Annotated in this window: 15 protein-coding genes; 10 read left to right on the top strand and 5 right to left on the bottom strand. The window is 71.8% G+C overall.

Translation table 11 applies throughout. From position 1 onward, the window contains the following. Window positions 1–11: 11 nt before the first annotated feature. Window positions 12–1196, bottom strand: coding sequence for a pyridoxal phosphate-dependent aminotransferase (locus AC5PYY_RS14385; protein ID WP_493897478.1), 1185 nt, complete (start codon window positions 1194–1196; stop codon window positions 12–14). Between the two features lie 258 nt (window positions 1197–1454). Here AC5PYY_RS14385 and rpsB point away from each other — a divergent pair, with 258 nt between their 5' ends. Beyond that, window positions 1455–2402 carry a 30S ribosomal protein S2 gene (rpsB, locus tag AC5PYY_RS14380; protein ID WP_493897477.1) on the top strand — a complete coding sequence of 316 codons (948 nt, stop codon included), beginning with the start codon at window positions 1455–1457 and terminating at the stop codon, window positions 2400–2402. 42 nt (window positions 2403–2444) lie between these two features. After that, window positions 2445–3272 carry a translation elongation factor Ts gene (tsf, locus tag AC5PYY_RS14375; RefSeq protein WP_493897476.1) on the top strand — a complete coding sequence of 276 codons (828 nt, stop codon included), beginning with the start codon at window positions 2445–2447 and terminating at the stop codon, window positions 3270–3272. Between the two features lie 308 nt (window positions 3273–3580). On the opposite strand, the gene nadC is transcribed toward tsf, so the two are convergent. Genes nadC through nadA form a run of 3 tightly spaced genes read right to left on the bottom strand, consistent with a single transcriptional unit; the run spans window position 3581 to window position 7136 of the window. Then, the gene (gene nadC, locus AC5PYY_RS14370) at window positions 3581–4555 is read right to left on the bottom strand and encodes a carboxylating nicotinate-nucleotide diphosphorylase (RefSeq protein ID WP_493897475.1); all 975 of its coding nucleotides are present in this window, start codon (window positions 4553–4555) and stop codon (window positions 3581–3583) included. Next, window positions 4552–6135 carry an L-aspartate oxidase gene (locus AC5PYY_RS14365; protein WP_493897474.1) on the bottom strand — a complete coding sequence of 528 codons (1584 nt, stop codon included), beginning with the start codon at window positions 6133–6135 and terminating at the stop codon, window positions 4552–4554. The genes nadC and AC5PYY_RS14365 overlap by 4 nt, the downstream gene beginning before the upstream one ends. Further along, window positions 6132–7136, bottom strand: coding sequence for a quinolinate synthase NadA (nadA, locus tag AC5PYY_RS14360; protein ID WP_493897473.1), 1005 nt, complete (start codon window positions 7134–7136; stop codon window positions 6132–6134). The genes AC5PYY_RS14365 and nadA overlap by 4 nt, the downstream gene beginning before the upstream one ends. Window positions 7137–7278: 142 nt before the next feature. Between nadA and AC5PYY_RS14355 the strand changes: the two genes are divergently transcribed. The 8 genes from AC5PYY_RS14355 to AC5PYY_RS14320 all read left to right on the top strand — a co-directional run bounded on the left by AC5PYY_RS14355 (window position 7279) and on the right by AC5PYY_RS14320 (window position 16562). Next, on the top strand, window positions 7279–8190 hold the full coding sequence (locus tag AC5PYY_RS14355) for an NUDIX hydrolase (protein ID WP_493897472.1): 912 nt from the start codon (window positions 7279–7281) through the stop codon (window positions 8188–8190). Window positions 8191–8269: 79 nt separating this feature from the next. Then, window positions 8270–9067 (top strand): UMP kinase, encoded by a 798-nt coding sequence (pyrH, locus tag AC5PYY_RS14350; RefSeq protein ID WP_493897471.1) that lies wholly within the window; start codon window positions 8270–8272, stop codon window positions 9065–9067. 93 nt (window positions 9068–9160) lie between these two features. Then, entirely contained in the window at window positions 9161–9727 is a 567-nt protein-coding gene (frr, locus tag AC5PYY_RS14345; protein WP_493897470.1) for a ribosome recycling factor, read from the top strand. 31 nt (window positions 9728–9758) lie between these two features. Beyond that, window positions 9759–10667, top strand: coding sequence for a phosphatidate cytidylyltransferase (locus AC5PYY_RS14340; protein ID WP_493897469.1), 909 nt, complete (start codon window positions 9759–9761; stop codon window positions 10665–10667). 41 nt (window positions 10668–10708) lie between these two features. Beyond that, complete coding sequence (gene rlmN / locus AC5PYY_RS14335; RefSeq protein WP_493897468.1) at window positions 10709–11899, top strand: 23S rRNA (adenine(2503)-C(2))-methyltransferase RlmN; 1191 nt, start codon at window positions 10709–10711, stop codon at window positions 11897–11899. Window positions 11900–12043: 144 nt separating this feature from the next. Beyond that, window positions 12044–13756 (top strand): glycosyltransferase family 2 protein, encoded by a 1713-nt coding sequence (locus tag AC5PYY_RS14330; protein ID WP_493897467.1) that lies wholly within the window; start codon window positions 12044–12046, stop codon window positions 13754–13756. 72 nt (window positions 13757–13828) lie between these two features. Then, complete coding sequence (locus AC5PYY_RS14325; protein ID WP_493897466.1) at window positions 13829–14557, top strand: efflux RND transporter periplasmic adaptor subunit; 729 nt, start codon at window positions 13829–13831, stop codon at window positions 14555–14557. A 1-nt stretch (window position 14558) separates the two neighbouring features. After that, window positions 14559–16562, top strand: coding sequence for a glycosyl hydrolase (locus AC5PYY_RS14320; RefSeq protein WP_493897465.1), 2004 nt, complete (start codon window positions 14559–14561; stop codon window positions 16560–16562). On the opposite strand, the gene AC5PYY_RS14315 is transcribed toward AC5PYY_RS14320, so the two are convergent. Further along, the gene (locus AC5PYY_RS14315) at window positions 16552–17790 is read right to left on the bottom strand and encodes an LOG family protein (RefSeq protein WP_493897464.1); all 1239 of its coding nucleotides are present in this window, start codon (window positions 17788–17790) and stop codon (window positions 16552–16554) included. The two genes, AC5PYY_RS14320 and AC5PYY_RS14315, sit on opposite strands and share 11 nt — an antisense overlap.

Below are 17790 nucleotides of genomic sequence, written 5' to 3'. Positions count from 1 at the left end.
CGCCCAGCGTGTCAGGCTCCGCCCAGGCCCCGGAGCCGACGCGCCGCCTCGCGCAGCACCTCATCGCGCTTGCAGAAAGCGAAGCGCACGAGGCTGCGCACCGGCTCGGGGTCGTCGCAGAAGACCGAGACCGGCACGCCCACGAGGCCGAGCTCCTCGGGGAGGCGGCGGCAAAAGTCCACGGCGTCCTCGACCCCGTGGCCGGCGAGGTCGGCGATGACGAAGTAGGTCCCCTCGCACGGGCTCACGGGCACGTCCACCTCGTCCAGCGCCGCCACGAGCAGGTCGCGCTTGCCCTGCAGCTCGGCCGCGAAGCCGCGGAAGTAGTCCTCCGGCATCCGCAGGCCGTGGGCCACCGCCGGCTGCACATGGGTCACGCCGACGAAGGTGAGGAACTGCTTGACCGCGGCGACCGCGTCGACCAGGCGCGCCGGCCCGGAGACCCACCCCGTCTTCCACCCGGTGAGCGAGAACGTCTTGCCCACCGAGGAGATGGTGAGGGTGCGCTCGGACATCCCCGGCAGGGTCGCGATGGGCACGTGCGCGCGGTCGTCGAAGACGAGGTGTTCGTAGACCTCGTCGGAGATCACGACGAGGTCGCGCTCGCGAGCCAGCGCGGCGATGCCCTCGAGCTCGGCGTGGGTGAAGACCTTGCCCGTCGGGTTGTGCGGGGTGTTGAGCACCAGCGCCCGGGTGCGCCCGGTCACCGCGGCGCGCAGGGCCTCGAGGTCGAGCTCGAGGTCGGGGAAGCTCAGCTGCACGGTGCGTCGCACGCCACCCGCCATGGCGATCGCGGCGCCGTAGGAGTCGTAGGACGGCTCGATGAGCAGCACCTCCTCGCCCGGCTCGATTAGGGCGATGAGCGCGGCGGCGAGCGCCTCGGTGGCACCGACCGTCACCAGCACCTGGGTCGCCGGATCCAGGGGTATGCCGTACCACCGCTCTTGGTGCGCGGCGACCGCCTCGCGGAGCTCGGGCATCCCGCGGGCGGGCGCGTACTGGTTCAGTCCGTCCCGCAGCCCCCTCGCCGCGATCTCGCGCATCTCCTCCGGTCCGTCGGTGTCCGGGAACCCCTGCCCGAGGTTGACCGCGTCGAACTGCAGCGCGCGTTGGGTCATCTCGGCGAAGACACTCGTACCGAACGGTCGTAGCCGCTGGACGAGGGGGTCGCTGCTGCTCGACGGCGTCGTCATCATGGCGCCACCGTAGCGATTCGCTCGGCCGAGCCCTCCTGCCGTACCATGAGACCCACGTGCGCCCCCTCCTGCCCTCGGGCGGGTGAGACGCGCGAATTCGCGCCCGGGCGCGACCGCTCGCACCACCGACCGCCGACGGCGGCCGATGGCTTGGGGGCGGTGGCGCACCCCGCGGTCCCGCACGGCATACCGCCGTCGGGTGGGGAGCGTCCCCGGGCCAGGACACAACTGCAACCGAGAAGAAAGCGAGACCACGGCATGGCCGTCGTCACCATGCGCCAGCTCCTGGAGAGCGGCGTCCACTTCGGGCACCAGACCCGTCGCTGGAACCCCAAGATGAAGCGCTTCATCATGACCGAGCGCAACGGCATCTACATCATCGACCTGCAGCAGTCGCTGACCTACCTCAACGAGGCCTTCGACTTCGTCAAGCAGACCGTCGCCCACGGCGGCTCCATCCTCTTCGTCGGCACGAAGAAGCAGGCTCAGGAGGCCATCGCCGAGCAGGCGACCCGGGTCGGGATGCCCTACGTCAACCACCGCTGGCTGGGTGGCATGCTCACGAACTTCCAGACGGTCTCCAAGCGCCTGGCGCGCATGAAGGAGCTCGAGGAGATCGACTTCGACGACGTGGCCGGCAGCGGCCGCACGAAGAAGGAGCTGCTCATGATGCGCCGCGAGTACGACAAGCTCGCCAAGGCACTGGGCGGTATCCGCGACATGCAGAAGGTGCCCTCGGCCGTCTGGGTCGTCGACACCAAGAAGGAGCACCTGGCCGTCACCGAGGCGCGCAAGCTCGGCCTGCCGGTCATCGCGATCCTCGACACCAACTGCGACCCGGACGAGGTCGACTACAAGATCCCGGGCAACGACGACGCCATCCGGTCCGTCACCCTGCTGACCCGCGTGGTCGCCGACGCCGTCGCGGAGGGCCTCATCGCCCGCTCCGGCGGCAGCAGCGAGGGCGAGTCCGCCGACGAGAGCGCCGCCAACGAGCCGATGGCCGAGTGGGAGCGCGAGCTGCTGTCGGGCTCGGAGTCGCAGGGCACCGAGGCGCCGGCCCCTGCCGAGGCGCCGTCGGAGGCCGCCGAGACCGAGTCGGCCGAGACGGAGGCCGCGACCGGGCCGGCCACCGCCGAGGCGACCGAGGCTGCCGCCGACGAGCCCGCGGAGGCCTCGCCGGCCGCCGAGACCACCCAGTCCTGACCCTCCGCCGACCCCTTCCGAACAGGAGCGAGAAACTCACTCATGGCGAACTACACCGCCGCTGACATCAAGGCGCTGCGCGAGTCCACCGGCGCCGGGATGATGGACGTCAAGAAGGCCCTGGACGAGGCTGACGGCGACACCGCCAAGGCCACCGAGATCCTGCGCGTCAAGGGTCTCAAGGGCGTCACCAAGCGCGAGGGCCGCTCGGCCTCCAACGGCCTGGTCCGTGCCCAGGTCGACGGTGGCGTCGGCACCCTCGTCGAGGTCAACTGCGAGACCGACTTCGTGGCCAAGGGCCCGAAGTTCGGCGAGCTGGCCGACCAGGTCCTGGCCCAGGCCGTCGCCGTCGGTGCCGCCGACGCCGACGCGCTGCTGGCCTCGGAGCTGGACGGCAAGACCGTCAAGGAGGTCCTCGACGACGCCAACGCCGCGATCGGTGAGAAGATCGAGGTCCGCCGCGTGGCCCGGGTCGAGGGCGACCAGGTCGTGTCCTACCTGCACAAGACGAACCCCGACCTGCCCGCGCAGATCGGCGTCCTCGTCGCCACGTCCGGTGGCGACGAGCAGGTGGCCCGCGACATCGCGATGCACGTCGCCGCCTTCTCCCCGTCGGTCCTGACCCGCGACGAGGTCGATGCCGAGACCGTCGAGAACGAGCGCCGGATCGCCGAGCAGACCGCTCGCGAGGAGGGCAAGCCCGAGCAGGCGCTGCCCAAGATCGTCGAGGGTCGGGTCAACGGCTTCTTCAAGGAGAACGTCCTGCTCGACCAGCCGTTCGCGAAGGACACCAAGAAGACCGTCGCCACGGTGGCCGGTGAGGCCGGCGCCGAGGTCACCGGTTTCGCGCGGTTCAAGGTCGGCGTCTGACGCCCGCCTGAGCCACGGCATACCGCAGGGCCGGGTCACCACCGCACGGTGGGACCCGGCCCTCGCGCATGCCCACCCCCTGGGTGACTGCCCGCGCGATATGCCGTGACTGCCCGCGCGGTATGTCGTGTCCGCCCGCGCGGTATGCCGTGACCGCCCGCGCGGTATGCCGTGACCGCCCGCGCGGTATGCCGTGACCGCCCGCGCGGTATGCCGTGTCCGCCCGCGCGGTATGCCGTGACTACCAGCAAACCGTGCGGCCAGTCGCAGCAAACCGTGCGGCCAGTCACGACATATCGTGCGGCCGGTCAGGTGGGGGTGTCGAGGCCGAGGTCGAGGACGGGGGCGCTGTGGGTGATCCAGCCGACAGAGATCAGGTCGACCCCGGTCTCGGCCAGCGCTGGCGCGGTCGCGGCCGTCACCCGGCCCGAGGCCTCGGTCACCATCCGGCCGTCGACGAGCTCGACCGCCTGCGCGAGGACCGGCGGCTCCATGTTGTCCAGGAGCACGGCGTCGACGGCCCGGTCGAGGGAGAGCAGCTCCTCGAGCTGCTCCAGGGTGTCGACCTCGACCTCGACCGACACCAGGTGGCCGACCCGGGCCCGCACCCGCCGGACCGCCTCGGTCACCGATCCCGCCAGAGCCAGGTGGTTGTCCTTGATCAGCACCGCGTCGTCCAACCCGAACCGGTGGTTGACGCCGCCACCGGCGCGCACCGCATACTTCTCCACCGCCCTCAGGCCCGGTGTCGTCTTCCGGGTGCAGCACACCCGCGCCTCGGTATGCGCGATCGCGTCCGCGATCTGAGCCGTGGCGGTGGCCACGCCCGACAGGTGCCCGAGACAGTTGAGGGCGACCCGTTCACCCGTCAGCAGGGCCCGCGCAGGCCCTGAGACGGTGGCGACCACGTCACCCGCTGCCACCCGTGAGCCGTCCGGAAGCGCCACGTCGAGCCGCGCCCCCGGATCGAGGGTGGCGAAGGCGAGTCGCGCCAGGTCCAGCCCGGCCACCACGCCCGCCTCACGCGCGGTGAGCGCGAAGGTCGCGGTGCTCCCGGCCGGCACGGCGGCGTCGGTCGTGAGGTCTCCCGCGCGCCCGAGGTCCTCGGCGAGCGCGGCGCGGACGAGCGACCCGAGCAGCGCGTCGGGGAGCGGGGCCAGGTCGGCCCGGGGGCCGGGCACGCTCATGGTTGTCCGCTCTTCAGGTCCAGGCACCGTGTGGCTCCCCTGGCTGAGGCGGGCCCGCTCGTCCGGGCCAGGCACCGTGTGGCTCGTCGCGCTCATGCGCTCCTCCTCGTGCTCGTCGGCAGCAGATCGTCCAGCGTGATGTGGGTATGCCGTGCCTCACCCGACGCGGCTGCACCCGGGTGGTCGGTGCGCAGGTGGCCGCCGCGCGACTCCTCGCGCACCAGGGCACTGCGGGCGACGAGGAGCGCCACCAGCGTCGGGTCGGCGAGGTCGTCGACACCGCACCGCTCTGCGGCCTCCTGCAGCTGTGTCACCGCCACCTGCAGCCCGTCCCCGTCCCGCACGATGCCCACGTGCCGGTCCAGCAGTGCCCTCAGCTCGGCCGGTGCACCCCGGACGGCACCGCCGGGCTGCATCGCTCGAGAGTCGCTGGCGCCTCGGCCCGACACTCCGGCCGGGGCCGGCCGGACCGTCCCGAGACCCACGACGCCGTGCGCAGACGGTGCCCGGCGGCCGGCGCGCACGTCCTCGGCCACCACCCCGCCCTGCACGACCGCCTCCAGCAGCGAGTTGCTCGCCAGCCGGTTGGCCCCGTGCAGCCCGGTCGAGGCCACCTCACCCAGGGCCCACAGCCCGGGCACCCCGGTGCGACCCGCAGCATCCACGAGCACGCCGCCGCAGTGGTAGTGCGCGGCAGGCCGCACCGGGATCGGCTCACGGGCCGGGTCGATCCCGGCGGCCAGGCAGGCCCGGGCGATCGTGGGGAAGTGCTCCGCAAATCCCTCGCCCACCGCCTCGCGGGCGTCCAGCAGCACGCGTCCGCCGCCCGACAGCTCCGCGTGCACCGCGCGGGCCACGACGTCCCTCGCGGCCAGGTCACCGCCGGGCACCTCTGCGAGCAGTCGGCCGCCCGAGCCGTCCAGCAGCACCGCGCCCGCGCCGCGGACCGCCTCACTGACCAGCGGCATCGGGTCCCGGCCCACGTCGAGCGCCGTGGGGTGGAACTGCACCATCTCCAGGTCCCGCAGCACGGCCCCGGCGCGGGCCGCCAGCGCCAGCCCCGACCCGACGGCGCCGCGCGGGTTGGTGGTGTGCTCCCAGAGCCCACCGGACCCTCCGGTGGCGAGCACGACGCGGCCGGTCTCCAGCACCGTCCGCCCCGACGGTGTCCGCACCACCAGCCCGCCGATCCCGCCGTCGGCAGCGACGACGAGCCGCTCCACCCAGGCCCGCTCAAACACGGTGACCGACGGCGTGCGCCGCACCTGCTCGACGACCGCCCGCATGATCTCCGCGCCGCTGCCATCACCCGCCGCGTGCACGATGCGGTGCCGGTCGTGCGCGCCCTCCAGGCCGAGGACATACGCGTCACCGTCGCGGTCGAAGCGCGCGCCGAGCCCGCTCAGCCAGGCCACCGCCTCCGGCGCCGCCCCGGTCACGGCAGCCACGACGTCGGGGTCGCAGAGCCCGGCGCCGGCCGCGAGCGTGTCGGCGGTATGCCGCTGCGGCGAGTCGTCCGGGCCCAGCGCCGCGGCGATCCCGCCCTGGGCCCACCCGCTCGCCGCACCGCTGCCCAGGGGTGCGCCGCTGAGCACCACGCACGGCTCGGGGGCCAGCCGCAGGGCCGCGGTGAGGCCCGCCAGCCCGGCGCCGACGACGACCGGTCGCCACGTCATACCGCCAGCATCCGCTCGACGGCGAGCCGGGCGCGGTCGGCGACCGCGGGCCCGATGGTGACCTCGTGCGTCATCGTCTCCAACGCGCGTCGGATCGTGGACAGGGAGTTGCGGCGCATGTGCGGGCAGATGTTGCAGGGCCGCACGAAGTCGATCTCCGGGTGCTCGGCGGCGACGTTGTCGCTCATCGAGCACTCGGTGATGAGGGCGACCTGACGCGGCTGCCGGGTGACCACGAAGTCGAGCATCTGCGCGGTCGAGCCGGAGTGGTCGGCCTCGGCCACGACCTCCGGCGGGCACTCGGGGTGGGCGAGGACCACGGCGTCGGGGTGCTCGCGGCGCAGCTGGCGCACATCCGCAGGGGAGAAGCGCTCGTGCACCTCGCAGTGCCCCGCCCAGGTGACCACCTCGACGTCGGTCTGGGCCGCGATGTTCTGCGCGAGGAACTCGTCCGGGATCATGATGACCTTGTCGACCCCGAGCGACTCGATGACCTTCACCGCGTTGCCGGACGTGCAGCAGATGTCGCTCTCGGCCTTGACCTCCGCCGAGGTGTTGACGTAGGTCACCACGGGCACGCCCGGGTGCGCCGCGCGCAGCGAGCGCACGTCCGCGGCGGTGATCGACTCGGCCAGCGAGCACCCCGCGCGCAGGTCCGGGATGAGCACGGTCTTGGCCGGGTTGAGCAGCTTGGCCGTCTCGGCCATGAAGTGCACGCCGGCGAGCACGATGACGTCGGCGTCCACATCCTCCGCCTCGCGCGCCAGGGCGAGCGAGTCGCCGACGATGTCGGAGACGCAGTGGAAGATCTCCGGCGTCTGGTAGTTGTGCGCCAGGACGACCGCGTTGCGTTCCTCCTTGAGGCGACCGATCGCCTCGGCGTCCTCGGCGAAGGCATACCACTCCACCTCAGGTATGACGTGTCGCACCCGGTTGTAGAGGTGGCCGGTGCGTTCGACGGCGGCCGCGGCGGCAGTCGGGTCACTGGTGAGAGCGGTCATGGTCTGCTCCTTCCCGGCTGAGCCGGTTATGCTGACGGTGAGCATTAATACCAGAGGGAGTATATATGCTGCGCGTGAGCATAAGTCAATCGACGGGAGTGTCATGACCACGTCACGGCCGGTGACCAGGCAGGATGACGACGTGGCGAGACATCCGGTGGTGGACGTGGACGACGACCTACGCGCGGAGCTGGTCGCCGTCGTGACGGCCGTGGTGGGTGATACGCCCGTCGTCCTCACCACGGGGGAGCGGCTGCCCTCTGGGCCGCTGCGCTCGGACCACCGCTCCATGCAGGCAGGTCTCTCGGCCTGGGTGGAGCAGCAGACCGGGCACCGGCTGGGCTACGTCGAGCAGCTCTACACCTTCGCCGACGGCGACCCCGGGCAGCGTCGGGCGGTCTCGGTGTCCTACCTGGGCCTCACCCGCACCGACGGCGGCCCGCAGTGGCGGGACTGGTACGACTTCTTCCCCTGGGAGGACCACCGGCCGGTCGCCGACGCGGCCCAGCCCGCGCGTCCCCTTCCCGATGTGGAGATCCAGACCCAGCTCGACCGGTGGATCGGCGAGGGGACAACGGCCCAGCGGGAGGTCCGCGCACGCCGGGCCGACATCTGCTTCGGGCTGGACGGCCGGCCGTGGGCGCCCGAGCTGGCGCTGCAGCGCTACGAGCTGCTCTACGAGATGGACGTCCTACCCGAGTCCCGCACGCTGCGTGGCAGGGTCCCGGGCGACCCGCTCCAGTCCGACCACCGGCGCATCCTCGCCACGGCGCTGTCCCGGCTGCGCTCCAAGATCCAGTACCGCCCCGTCGTCTTCGAGCTCATGCCCGAGGTCTTTACCCTGGGCCAGCTGCAGCGCACCGTGGAGGCGCTGGCCGGCCAGCCGCTGCACAAGCAGAACTTCCGGCGCCTGGTCACCGGCCAGGACCTCGTCGAGGAGACCGGAGAGCGCACGGGGGAGACGGGCGGCCGCCCGGCGCGGCTCTACCGCTTCCGGCGCGCCGTCCTCGACGAGCGCCAGGTCGCCGGCACCAAGCTCCCCACGGGGCGCTGAGCAGCAGGGATCGCCGGGCCGCCGGGCGTGTGGCAGGATCGAGCGACCGCCAGGCACGACCCCTCCAGGGAGGATCCGCATGACGACAGCCCCCACGGTTCCCGCAGCGACGCCCACCTCGACGCCCACCGCGTCCGCCGAGGGCCAGCCCGCCACCGAGGGCGGCGACGCTCCGCGCCGGGTGCTGCTCAAGCTCTCCGGCGAGGCGTTCGGCGGTGGCGGCGTCGGGGTCGACCCGGACGTCGTCAAGCGAATCGCGCACCAGATCGCGGACGCCCACCGCAGCGGCGTCGAGATCGCCGTCGTCGTCGGCGGCGGCAACTTCTTCCGCGGGGCGGAGCTGCAGCAGCGCGGCATGGAGCGGTCCCGCGCCGACTACATGGGCATGCTCGGCACGGTCATGAACTGCCTGGCCCTGCAGGACTTCCTCGAGAAGGAGGGCGTCGACACCCGTGTCCAGACGGCGATCACCATGGGGCAGGTCGCCGAGCCCTACATCCCGCGGCGCGCGATGCGGCACCTGGAGAAGGGTCGCGTCGTCATCTTCGGCGCCGGCGCCGGTATGCCGTACTTCTCCACCGACACCGTCTCGGCGCAGCGGGCCCTGGAGATCCAGTGCCACCAGGTGCTCATGAGCAAGCACGGCGTCGACGGGGTCTACACGGCCGACCCGCGCACCGACTCCTCCGCCCGCAAGCTGGACCAGCTCACCTTCGGCCAGGCGCTCACCAGCAACCTGCGGGTGGTCGACGCGGCCGCCTTCAGCCTGTGCATGGACAACGACCTGCCGATGCTCGTCTTCGGCATGGACGGCGAGGACTCCATCACCCGCGCCATCAAGGGTGAGAGGATCGGCACACTGGTCACGTCGGGCTGAGGCCCCGCGCCGACACCCGCACCACGGGGCGCCCGCCAGGCCGCACCCGGCGTCGCCCCGCACGCCCGCCCGCTACATACCCGAAGGAGCACGATGTCCGAGGTCGTGGAGATGGCCCTCATGGAGGCCGAGGAGAAGATGGACAAGGCGCTGGACGTGGCGCGGGAGGACATGGCCTCGATCCGCACCGGCCGGGCCCACCCGGGCATGTTCACCAAGCTCGAGGTGGACTACTACGGCGCCCCGACCCCGATGCAGCAGCTGGCCAGCTTCAGCATCCAGGACGCCCGCACCGTGCTCATCACGCCCTACGACAAGAGCGCGATGAAGGACATCGAGAAGGCGCTGCGCGAGTCGGACCTGGGGGCGAACCCCAGCAACGACGGCAACGCCATCCGCATCGTCATGCCGCAGCTGACCGAGGAGCGGCGGCGCGACTACATCAAGCTCGCCCACGCCAAGGGCGAGGACGCTAAGGTCTCCGTGCGGCACATGCGCCGCCACGCCAAGGACCAGATCGACAAAGCCGTCAAGGACGGCGAGATCGGTGAGGACGAGGGCTCGCGCGCGGAGAAGGAGCTCGAGGCCCTGACCAAGCGCCACGTCGAGGCCGTCGACGAGATCCTCAAGCACAAGGAGACCGAGCTGCTCGAGGTCTGAGCAGCGACGGGGCCCGACGAGAGCACCGCAGATGACCGAGCCGACGCCTGGCGCACCGGCCGCCGAGCAGCCGCTGACCCGGCGGGCCGCGCGGGCGGCCCGTGCCGCCGCCCGCACGGACAGCCGTGGGGACGGCCCCACCCCCCGGGCCGGGCGCAACCTGCCCGCGGCGATCGGCGTCGGCGTCGTCCTCGTGCTGGTGATCCTCGCCAGCCTCGTCTTCGCGAAGGTCGCCTTCGTCTACCTGGTCATGGCCGCCGCGGTCGTGGGGGTGTGGGAGCTGGACCAGGCCCTGCGCAGCGGGCGCGTGGATCCGCCCCTGCCGCCGGTGCTGGCGTCCGTGGGGCTCATCCCGCTCGCCTACTACGGCGGTGCCGACGCGCTCGCCGTGGGCTTCGCCGCAGCTGCCGCGCTGGTGCTGCTCTGGCGCAGCGTCGGGTCCCTGGAGCACGCGATCCGCGACATCGCCGGCGGGGTCTTCATCGTCGCCTACGTCCCGCTGCTGGCCGCCATCGCCTCCCTCATGGTGGCGCAGCCGGACGGCGTCGCGCGGATCATCACCTTCATCCTGGTCACCATCGCCTCCGACACCGGGGGGTATGCCGTCGGCGTCCTGCGTGGGCGCACCCCCATGGCACCGTCGTTGTCGCCGAAGAAGTCGTGGGAGGGCTTCGCGGGCTCGGTGGTGACCAGCGCGGTGGTGGGGGCCCTCGCGGTCACCCTGCTGCTCGACGGCGCCTGGTGGGCCGGCACCGTGGTCGGGGCAGTGGCGGCCGCCTTCGCGACCGTCGGCGACCTCGCCGAGTCGGCGATCAAGCGCGACCTCGGCATCAAGGACATGGGCAGCATCCTGCCGGGTCACGGCGGCGTCATGGACCGCCTCGACTCCCTCGTCGTCACCGCCCCCGTGTGCTGGGCCCTGCTCCACCTGCTGGTCTGAGCACCGCTCACCACGGGCCGGTCTGCGACACTGGTGCGGTCATGAGCACCGATCTCCCCACCCCGACCGCCGACCGCCCCGCCCCTGGTCAACTGACCTTCAGCGCCCCTCGGCGCGGGAAGGCACCGACCCACCTGGCCGACCACGACCTCGCCGGGCGGAAGCGCTGGGCGACCGAGCTCGGCATACCCGGCTTCCGGGCCGACCAGGTGAGCCGGCACTACTTCGAGCGGCTCGTCACGGACCCGGCGGAGATGACGGACCTGCCCAAGGCCGGTCGCGAGGACCTGGTGGCGGGACTGCTGCCGCCGTTGCTCACGCCGGTGCGCACGCTGTCGGCGGACGAGGGCGCCACCCTCAAGCAGGTGCACCGGCTGCACGACGGCGCCATGGTCGAGTCCGTCCTCATGCGCTATCCCGGCCGGGTCACCATGTGCATCTCGAGTCAGGCCGGGTGCGGGATGAACTGCCCGTTCTGCGCCACCGGGCAGGCCGGCCTGACCCGCAACCTGTCCGCGGCGGAGATCGTGGAGCAGGTGGTGGCGGCGGCCCGGGCGTTGCGCCACGGGGAGCTCGGCGGCAGCGACGGGCAGGACCCGGATGCCGCGCTCAGCGCCGCCGACGCCCGCGAAGCGGTGCGCGTGAGCAACGTCGTCTTCATGGGCATGGGCGAGGCGCTGGCCAACTACAAGGCCTCGTTGGGCGCCGTGCACCGCCTGGTGGATACCTCGCCCGAGGGACTGGGCATGTCGGCCCGGGGGATCACGATGTCGACCGTCGGCCTCGTGCCCGGGATCGACCGGCTGGCGGGCGAGGGGATCCCGATGACGCTCGCCCTCTCGCTGCACGCACCGGACGATGAGCTGCGCGACGAGCTCGTCCCCATCAACACGCGATGGAAGGTCGACGAGGCCCTCGACGCCGCGCGGCGCTACTTCGAGGCGACCGGCCGCCGGGTCTCGATCGAGTACGCCCTCATCCGCGACATCAACGACCACGCCTGGCGCGCGGACCTGCTCGGCGACAAGCTCAACGCGCGCGGCCGCGGGTGGGTCCACGTCAACCCCATCCCACTCAACCCGACGCCAGGGAGCAGGTGGACCGCCTCCCGCCGCGGCGTCGAGCAGCAGTTCGTGGAACGCCTCCTGGCGCACGGCATACCGACGACGGTGCGGGACACCCGCGGTTCGGACATCGACGGCGCGTGCGGCCAGCTGGCCGCGACGGTCTGAGCGGGCGCGGAGACCCTCTGACCTCTCACGTTACGTGATCGAAACGTGACGTTCTCGTGATCGACGCGGTCATGCTCTATCGTTGAAGGCGTCAGGGGGACAACGGGGTCAACACCACCATCAACCTCGACAAGGGGTAGTCGTATGTCGTTGACCTCGCTCAACGCTGCCGACCAGCACGATGCACAGACCACGGGTCCAGAGCTGCTCTGGACCGACGACGACCGGGCCAGGGAGGCCTGGAGGGAGCGCGTCACGGGCCTCGGGCTCGCGCACCGGGATCTTCAGTCGCCCTCCCTCACCATGCTCGTCCTGCTCGCCACCCTCGGCGTGCTGCTCTACGCCTCCTTCCTCGCCCGGCCCGAGAACGTCGGCGACCTGCTTCCCTGGGTCCTCGTCGTCGCGTGCGAGACGATCATGATGTTCCAGGTGCTCGTCTCGCTGTGGACCCAGCTGTCCAGCGCACACGAGCCGCGGGACTTCGCCTACCACGCCGCACGGCGTGACCTGTTCATGCCCACCTCGCTGGACCTCGACCTGCCGCTGCACGCCACCGACCGGATGCAGCTGGACGGCCGCCCGGTCACCGTGGACGTCTTCATCACCACCTACGGCGAGGAGCTGGACACGATCCGCGCCACCGCCGAGGCGGCGCGGGACATGAGCGGCGAGCACGTGACCTGGATCCTGGACGACGGGCGGTCGCCGCAGGTGCAGGAGCTCGCCGGCGAGGTCGGCGTGCGCTACCTCACGCGGGAGACCAACGAGGGTGCCAAGGCTGGCAACATCAACCACGGCCTCAGCCGCAGCGACGGGGAGTTCTTCGTCATCCTCGACGCCGACTTCGTCGCCTCGCCCGACTTCCTCGTCGAGACCGTGCCGTTCTTCGCCCAGGACGAGGTCGCCTTCGTCCAGACGCCGCAGGTCTACGGCAACATCCACAACTTCATCTCGCGCGGCGCCGGCTTCATGCAGACGGTCTTCTACTCCCTCATCCAGCCGGGCAAGAACCGCTTCAACTCCGCCTTCTGCGTGGGCACCAACGTCATCTTCCGCCGGTCGGCGGTGGAGGAGGTCGGCGGCATCAGCGAGGACTCCAAGTCCGAGGACATCTGGACCTCCATCCGGCTGCACCAGCTGGGCTACACCTCGATCTACGTGCCCACCGTGCTCGCCATCGGCGACACCCCTGAGACGATCGAGTCCTACACCAAGCAGCAGACCCGGTGGGCCACCGGCGCCTTCGAGGTGCTGCTGCACAACAACCCGCTGCGGGACAAGCGGCTGACGCTGGACCAGCGGCTGCAGTACTTCGGCACCTCGACCTTCTACCTCGGCGGTGTCGTCACGGCGATCCTACTGGTGCTGCCCTCGCTCCAGATCTACCTCGGGCTGACCCCCATCAACCCGACCGTGCCGCTGTGGCAGTGGGCCTTGTTCTACAGCGGCTTCTACGTCATGCAGATCGTCGTGGCCATCTACACGACCGGCCGGTTCCGCTGGGAGACGCTGCTGCTGTCGACCGTGTCCTTCCCCATGGCGCTCCGAGCGCTGTGGAACGCCCTGCGCGGCAAGGACCTGGCCTGGCACGTCACCGGCCAGGCCGGCAAGGCAAACTCGCCGTTCAACTTCATCCTCCCGCAGTTCGTCATGTGGGGGTTCCTCGTCGCCACGAGCGCCGTCGGGATCTGGGTCGCCGAGTGGACCGCCACCCTGTCGATCGCGCTGGGCTGGAATCTGCTCAACACCGGTGTCCTCACCGTCTACCTCGTCATCGCCTGGCGTGAGGCGCGGGCCCTGGCCCGGGCGGGCCGGCCGGTCCGCGGCCGCCGCCGCGCGCGTCGCGCCACCGCCTGAGCGCCGACCCCTCCGGAGCCACGAGCTCCCACACTCCATCCGAACCATCTCCTCCAGAGAGGACGCGTCATCATGCGTGCCCGCAAGATCCTGCAACTCATTCTCGGCCTGGTGGTCGCCGTGGCGATCGCCGCCGTCGGCCTCACCCATGCCTACGACCGCACCCACGCCCTGAGCGCCGAGAAGGCGGTCATCGAGTCCGACGTCTCCATCGTCGGCACCCCCTTCGCGGGGTCCATCTCCGAGATCCTCGTCAGCAGCGGTGAGGAGGTCGCAGAGGGCCAGGACCTGCTGCGGCTGCAGTCACCCACCCTGCAGCAGGCCCGCGAGACGGCCCGCTTCAACGACGAAGGCGTCGGGTACCGCATCGAGGGCGACGACGAGATCGTCTTCCAGGCCACCGCCTCCGGTGTCGTCGGCAGCCTGCCCTTCGGGACCGGCTCCTTCGTGCCGGCGAACACCGAGATCACCCAGATCCAGCTCCAGGACAGCATGCGGGTCCGGGCCGTCCTGCCGATGTCCGCCGAGGACTACTCCCGGCTCTCCGACGGTGGCTCCACTGTCGCCGTGACCCTGCCCGACGGCCGGTCCGTCGACGTGGAGATCTACGAGGTCTCCTTCGAGGAGTCGGACTCCGGGGTCAACGCCATCGTCTTCGCCCGCGGCGACGCGCTGACCCAGGGAGGGGTCGTCCAAGACGGTGCTCCTGTCATGGCGAGCCTCTCGCTGGAGTCCGACGGGGTCGGGGCCTGGGCGGCCTCGGCGCTCGAGGACCTCGTGACCCCCCGTGGAGGTGGCTGACATGCGCTCGACCCACACCTCGCGCCTCATCGCGAGCGCCCTCGCGGCCGGGCTCCTGGCCGCCTGCAGCAGCGGCCAGGACCCCGAGCCGCAGGACACCGGCCCGACACCTGCCGCCAGTGGCGCGGACGGTGCCGACAGTCGTGCCCTGCTGGCCGACGAGCTCGGCGACCTGTCGGTCGCCAGCGGTCCGTGGGCCGGGGAGATCGCCGTCGCCGACGGCGTGCACCCGCCCACCAACAGCTGGATCACGCCCGCCGTCTTCAACCCGGAGGACCGCCCGGTCTTCACCGGTACGCTCAGCGCCCGGCTGAGCGACGACGAGGTCGTCATCGGCCTCCCTCAACCCCAGGCGGCCCCCAAGGTCGTCATGGGGCCCCACCCCGACCACGTGCCGCTCGGTCTGGAGTCCGACTCCTACGAGCTGGTCGCGGCCGACGGGCTCATGGCCAGCGTCGAGTACCGCCAGGGAGACACCCCGGTCGGCACCTTGACGATGGCAGAGGGCTGGCCTTACGTGCAGTTCACCGCGGCCGGCTCGCAGGGCGTCCAGCTTCCGCCGGGAGCGAGCGCCACCGACGGTGGCGTCGAGCTCACCGTCGGGGACGTGCCCTACCAGATCCGCACGGACGGCGAGGTCGACGGGACCACGCTCACCCTCGAGGAGGGCCAGCACCTCTTCGCGTATGCCGTGCCCGAGGACGCCGAGACCGCCGCCGCGCTCGCGGAGGGCGCCCGGCCGCTGGTGTCCGCCGGTGCGGAGTACGCCGTCGGGGAGGACGAGGTCAGCACGACCTACCGCTACGAGACCCAGGGCGGGGACACCGTGATGGCGCTGCTTCCGCACCACGAGGTGCCGGAGGACCAGCAGGTGCTCGCCGGTGGCTACGACAGCGTGCTCGGCCCGGTCCGGCTGCTGGCCGGCAGCCAGGTCGAGGTGAGTGCTCCGACCCTGGACATCACCCCGTCGCTCGACCTCTCCGGTCTGTCGGAGGAGGAGGCGGCGCAGGTCCAGGACCTGCTGGAGCAGGACGTCGCGGAGCTCACGTTCGAGGCGACCGACAGCTACCACGGTGGCAAGGAGCTGCAGCGCGCCGCGAACCTCTACCTCCTGGCCCGCGAGCTGGGGCAGGACGAGCTCGCCACGACCGTGCGCGATGCGCTGGTCGAGCAGCTGGACCAGTGGTTCGACCCGGCCGGGTGCAGCGGTACGACCGAGCGCTGCTTCCGGTACGACGACACCCTGGGAGGCCTGGTCGGAGAGCTCCCGTCGTACGGCTCGGACGAGTTCAACGACCACCACTTCCACTACGGGCACATGCTCTACGCCGCCGGCGTGCTGGCGACGGACGAGCCGGAGCTGGCCGAGGCCTGGGCACCGGTCGCCGACCTCGTGGTGGACGACATCGCCGCGCGGGAGTCCTCGGCGGCATTCCCGCAGCGCCGGGTCTTCGACGAGTGGTACGGCCACTCGTGGGCCTCCGGCACGGCGCCCTTCGCCGACGGCAACAACCAGGAGTCGAGCTCGGAGGCGGTCAACGCCTGGGCGGGTGTCTACCTCTGGGCGACGGCCACCGGGGACGGCGAGGCCGCCGAACAGGCGTCCTGGCTGGCCAGCACCGAGGCCGACACGACCCTGACCTACTGGATCGATCCCGAGCTCCCGGAGGAGTTCGAGGCGCCGTCGGTGAGCCTCAACTGGCAGGGCAAGCAGGACTTCGCCACCTTCTTCAGCGCCGAGCCGTCGGCGGTGGTCGGAATCCAGTTCATCCCGATGACGCCGACGCACGCGACCTATCTGTCGCGGGCGCCGGAGGGCGTCACCGACATGGTCGGGGCGGTCGGGGAGCTCACTCCGGGTCAGCCGCTGGTGGACTACGCCCTCATGGGGCAGGCGGTGGTCGATCCCGAGGCCGCGGCCGAGGCGCTCGGCGACTTCGGGCCGGACGACATCGACCCGGGCAACTCGATGAGCTACCTCACCGCCTTCGTGCTCAGTCGCTGACGACGGTCAGGAGCTCGACCGCCTCGTCGACGGTGTCGACGAGGTGAAGTGCCCGGGTCATCGACCGTCCGGTCGCCAGGGCCTGCAGCAACGGCCACACCGGGAGCCGGTCGGTCCAGTGCTCGACCCCGACGAGGACGAGCGGCGTCTGCCGCTCGTGCTCGTCGCCGTCGGCGCGCGCGGCGTCGACCTCGTAGTAGAGCCGGGTGGCCATCTGGAAGATCTCCTGGACGGTGCCGGCCGCGCCCGGCAGCACCACGACGCCGTCCCGGGAGAGCGCCAGCAGCAGGTCCTCGCGCAGGGCGTTGGAGAAGAACTTCGCGATGAGCTGGGCGAAGGCGTTGGGCGGTTCGTGGCCGTAGTACCAGGTGGGGATCCCGACGCTGCGCAGACCCCGGGGCGCCGCCCCCGCTGCCGCCCGCTGCCGCAGCCGGAGGGCGGGGTCCACCCAGGCGGCCACGTCGGGCGCGAAGTCCGGCACCTGACCGACCCGGTCCAGGGCCCGATCGAGCAGGGTCTCGTCGTCCGCCCACGCACCGAGGTTCGCGGCCTCCATGGCACCGGGCCCGCCGCCGGTGAGCACGACGGCACCGCCCTCGGCGAGCCGATGACCGAGCAGCGCGGCCGCGGCGAACTCGGTGCTGCCCCGGCGCAAGGCGTGCCCGCCCATCACCCCGACGACCCTGCGGCCCTCCAGCACTGCGGTGAGGGCGTCTGACATCGCGTCGTCGTGGATCGCCCGCAGCGCTGTGACGTAGGCGTCGTGCCGCAGCGTGGCGTCCTCGAACCAGCGGTAGGCGTGGGCGTCCACCGTCTCGGCGTAGCCGTCCGCGGCGAGTCCGGCATACAGCTCCTCCGCGGTGTAGAGGTGGCCGCGGTAGGGGTCGATCGGTGCCCTCGGGGCCGCGGGGAAGATCAGCGCCCCCTGCCCCCGCAGGTGCTGCTCCACCTCCGGGTCCAGCTGCCCGCCCAGCACGACGAGGTCGTCCAGGTCGTCGCGGGCCAGCAGCAGGTCGCGGTCACGGGTCAGGTCCAACCCCTGGACCCGCAGCGGTGGCAGCGGACCCTCGTGAGCGAGCCACCGGGCCCACGCGGCCTGGTCCTCCACCTCGCGCCCAGCCACGGGCGCGGACGGTTCGACGCGGGAGTAGCGCACCTCCCGGGTGGGGCCACGCTCCACCGGGACCCGGGACACCCGGTCGCTGACGGGGCACTCGGTGTTCTGCAT

The organism is Serinicoccus sp. JS2-9 (assembly GCF_059025165.1).
This window is presented reverse-complemented; position numbering and strand designations above follow the sequence as displayed.